The organism is Klebsiella sp. Ech2A, from assembly GCF_030078455.1.
GTDB classification, from domain to species: Bacteria; Pseudomonadota; Gammaproteobacteria; order Enterobacterales; family Enterobacteriaceae; genus Klebsiella; species Klebsiella terrigena.
This window is the reverse complement of sequence record NZ_JAQGFU010000324.1, coordinates 1-3,021: the sequence shown is the minus strand read 5'-3', so window position 1 is coordinate 3,021 and position 3,021 is coordinate 1. Positions and strand designations below refer to the sequence as shown.

Annotated in this window: 4 protein-coding genes; 2 read left to right on the top strand and 2 right to left on the bottom strand. The window is 60.7% G+C overall.

The window, feature by feature from the left end; translation table 11 throughout:
* Together PFH44_RS26325 and PFH44_RS26320 are read right to left on the bottom strand one after the other, a co-directional pair.
* Window positions 1–266, bottom strand: a 266-nt coding sequence (locus PFH44_RS26325) for an FGGY family carbohydrate kinase (RefSeq protein ID WP_283826658.1), incomplete at its 3' end; no start/stop codon positions are given.
* Window positions 267–292: 26 nt separating this feature from the next.
* Complete coding sequence (locus tag PFH44_RS26320; protein ID WP_045854433.1) at window positions 293–904, bottom strand: methylthioribulose 1-phosphate dehydratase; 612 nt, start codon at window positions 902–904, stop codon at window positions 293–295.
* Between the two features lie 566 nt (window positions 905–1,470).
* On the opposite strand from PFH44_RS26320, the gene codB reads away from it, so the two are divergent.
* Entirely contained in the window at window positions 1,471–2,733 is a 1,263-nt protein-coding gene (gene codB, locus PFH44_RS26315; protein ID WP_045854432.1) for a cytosine permease, read from the top strand.
* A gap of 2 nt (window positions 2,734–2,735) precedes the next feature.
* Window positions 2,736–3,021 (top strand): PucR family transcriptional regulator ligand-binding domain-containing protein (locus tag PFH44_RS26310; RefSeq protein WP_283826656.1); only part of this gene is annotated, 286 nt, incomplete at its 3' end.

The window sequence follows — 3,021 nt, the reverse complement described above, 5'->3', positions numbered from 1 at the left end:
GCATCGCTGAGCCACACCCCTTCGCCCTGCCCGGCAAGGCCAATGGCCCTTAAGCGCCCGCCCTGCAGCTCCGGGCGTTGCGCAATCTGGCGCAAAATAGCGATCACCGACTGCCACAGCTGCGCCATATCCTGCTCGGCGTAGCCGTTAGCCGACAGACGCGGCCCGGTACTCTCCGCCGCGCTGGCCCGCGCCTGAAAATGCTCATCAAACAGCACCGCCTTGACCCGCGAGGTGCCGATATCGATACCCAGATAAAAATCCATGCCTGATCCGATCGCCCGTTGAATATTTAGTCGCGCTCGTAGCGGCGACGCATCAGCTCGCACTCGAACAGGAATTCCAGACCTTCCAGCTGACGACGCGCCTCGTTGATATCTTTCCCCCAGCAGGTCAGGCCGTGGCCGCGCAGCAGGAAGCCGTAGCGCAGCGGATGGGTCTGCGCATAATCTTCGATGCGCGCCGCCAGGGCGTCGATATCCTGGTCGTTATCAAAAATCGCCACCGGGACGGTGTCGAGATGGCTGTGCTGGCCGGTCAGCGTTTTCTGCATTTCGTAGCCCTGCAGCGCCAGCGTCCCGCTCTTCTCGATGCGCGACAGCACGGTCGCGTTGACGGTATGGACGTGCAGCACGACGTTGGCCTCAGGGAACAGACGATAGACCAGGGTATGCAGCCCGGTTTCCGCCGAGGGCTTGCGCCCGGAAGGCGCGGTATTGCTGGCGATATCCACCTGCAGAAAATCGTCGCTGGTCAGGCTGCCCTTATCGCGTCCCGACTCGCTGAGCCAGCACCAGGTCTCATCCTGGCGCACGGACATATTGCCGCCGGTCGCCGGCGCCCAGCCTTTAGCACCGATCCAATGACAGGTGGTGACCAGTTGCGCGAGTCTTTCTTGCCACATAGCAGTTCCTTAGTTTAGCGATGGTATTTGGAGAACCTTTACGCTCGGGGGATGCTGCGGCAGGCAGCGGCGTCGCTGCGCTAAGGCAAAACGGCCAGCAGGATAACCCGAGACAAGGTTCTTTAGCCGTCTAAATGGCTATTTACCCGATACTAACACCGCCTGCCCGGCTGAACAATATTTCAGGAAAGGCTTACATTAATAATGGTTATATCAGAAAAGCATATGTAATCGCCGTTTTTAACAGTGATACAACTGAGCGTTTGCATAATGCCAATATTACCCGCTGCGGGCCGCTAAAAAGACGGGGGATCGTTCTACGCGCGGCGGGGGTAAATTTCAGCAGCGGCGCTGACGACCGCCCGCGACGCGCAGCGCCGAACGGCTGCCCCACTCTGGTGCAAAACTTTGCACCCTGCACACCCTTCTGGCAAAACGGCGCCGTATAGCGGATTTTTATGTGCACACTGCCCACCCCGCTATGTTCCTGCTGCCCCGCTTTTTTTGGCACACCTCTTGCTACCCCTCAGGCATCGCCATTCGGGTGACCACTCAGAGGTTCCACTATGTCAAACAGCAACGATTTCCCGCTCGTCGAAGCGCCGGCCTCAGGGCGCAAGGGCCTGTTTTCAATCTCCATGGTTCTGTTCAGCTTTACCTTTTTTACCGGCACCATGTTCGCGGGCGGAAAGCTCGGCGTCTCCTTTTCCATCGTTAACCTGCTGTGGATTGCGGTTATCGGCAACTTTCTGCTGGCCCTCTACGCGGCGTCGCTCGGCTGGATTGCCGCCCGCAGCGGGCTGAACACCGTACTGATGGGGCGTTTTTGCTTCGGCGAGATCGGCAGCAGGCTCGCCGATTTTATTCTCGGCTTCGCCGAGCTGGGCTGGTACGCCTGGGGTACCGCCACGGTGGCAATTTCGCTGGTCAAAATCCTTGCCCTGCCGGAGGCCCTGACCGTTCCGCTGATGGTGCTGTTCGGTATTCTGTTCTGCGTCACCGCGCTAGTGGGCTATAAGGGGCTGGATGCGCTCTCGCGGGTTTCGGTTCCGCTGATGTTTATCCTGCTGGTGGTTTCCATGTACCTTGCCGCCCACCACGCCGGCGGCTGGCAGGCGATGACCAAAATCGAACCGGGCGAAACCATGACCTGGTCGGCGGCCATCACCATGGTATTTGGCACCTTCGCCAGCGGCGCAACCCAGGCGACGAACTGGACGCGGCTGGCTAACTCCAGCCGCACCGCCATCCTCGCCAGCATGGGCAGCTTCCTTATCGGCAACGGGCTGATGATTGTCGCCGGGGCCTGGTGCGCCATCGTTTATCAGCAGGCCGATATCGTGGAAGTGCTGATTTTGCAGGGGCTCTCCGTCGCCGCGGTGGTGATGCTGTGCCTCAATCTGCTGACGATTCAGGGGCCGACCATCTATAACGTTTCCGCCGCCGCCTGCCACCTGCTGCGCAGCGAACGCCGTCGGACCCTGACCGTTGTCGCCGCCGGCGTCGGCATTCTACTGGCCATTGGCGGGATGTACGAAATGCTGATCCCGTTCCTGGTTCTGCTGGGCAGCATCATCCCGCCCATCGGCGGCGTGATCCTCGCAGACTACTGGTTCTACCGCGGCGGACGCTATCCTCTGCTGCAAACCGCGCGTCTGCCGCGCTTTAACTGGCTGGGGCTCGGCGCTTATGCCGTCGGCGCGCTGGTGGCTTACCTGTCGCCGTGGATTGCGCCGCTGGTGGGCATCACCGTCTCCGCTCTGGTCTATATCGTCCTGACCCGCCTGAGCAAACGCCAGCCGGCGGCCGATCCGGCGGCGGAGCAGTAGCCATGAGCCTGACGGTCAGCGAAATTCTCGCGCTTGATGGACTCTCGGCGATGCGGCTGCGCGCGGGGCAGCAGGGGCTCCAGCTGGCGGTGCGCTGGTACTACGTCGCGGAAAATGAAAATATCGCCGAGTGGATCATGGGCGGAGAGCTGGTGTTTATCACCGGGATCAACCATCCCCGCAGCGAGGAGAACCTGATCCACCTGCTGATGGAGGGCAAGCAGCGCGGGATCGCCGGCATGGTGATCCTCACCGGCGACGCCTATATCCTGTCTCTTATACACATTT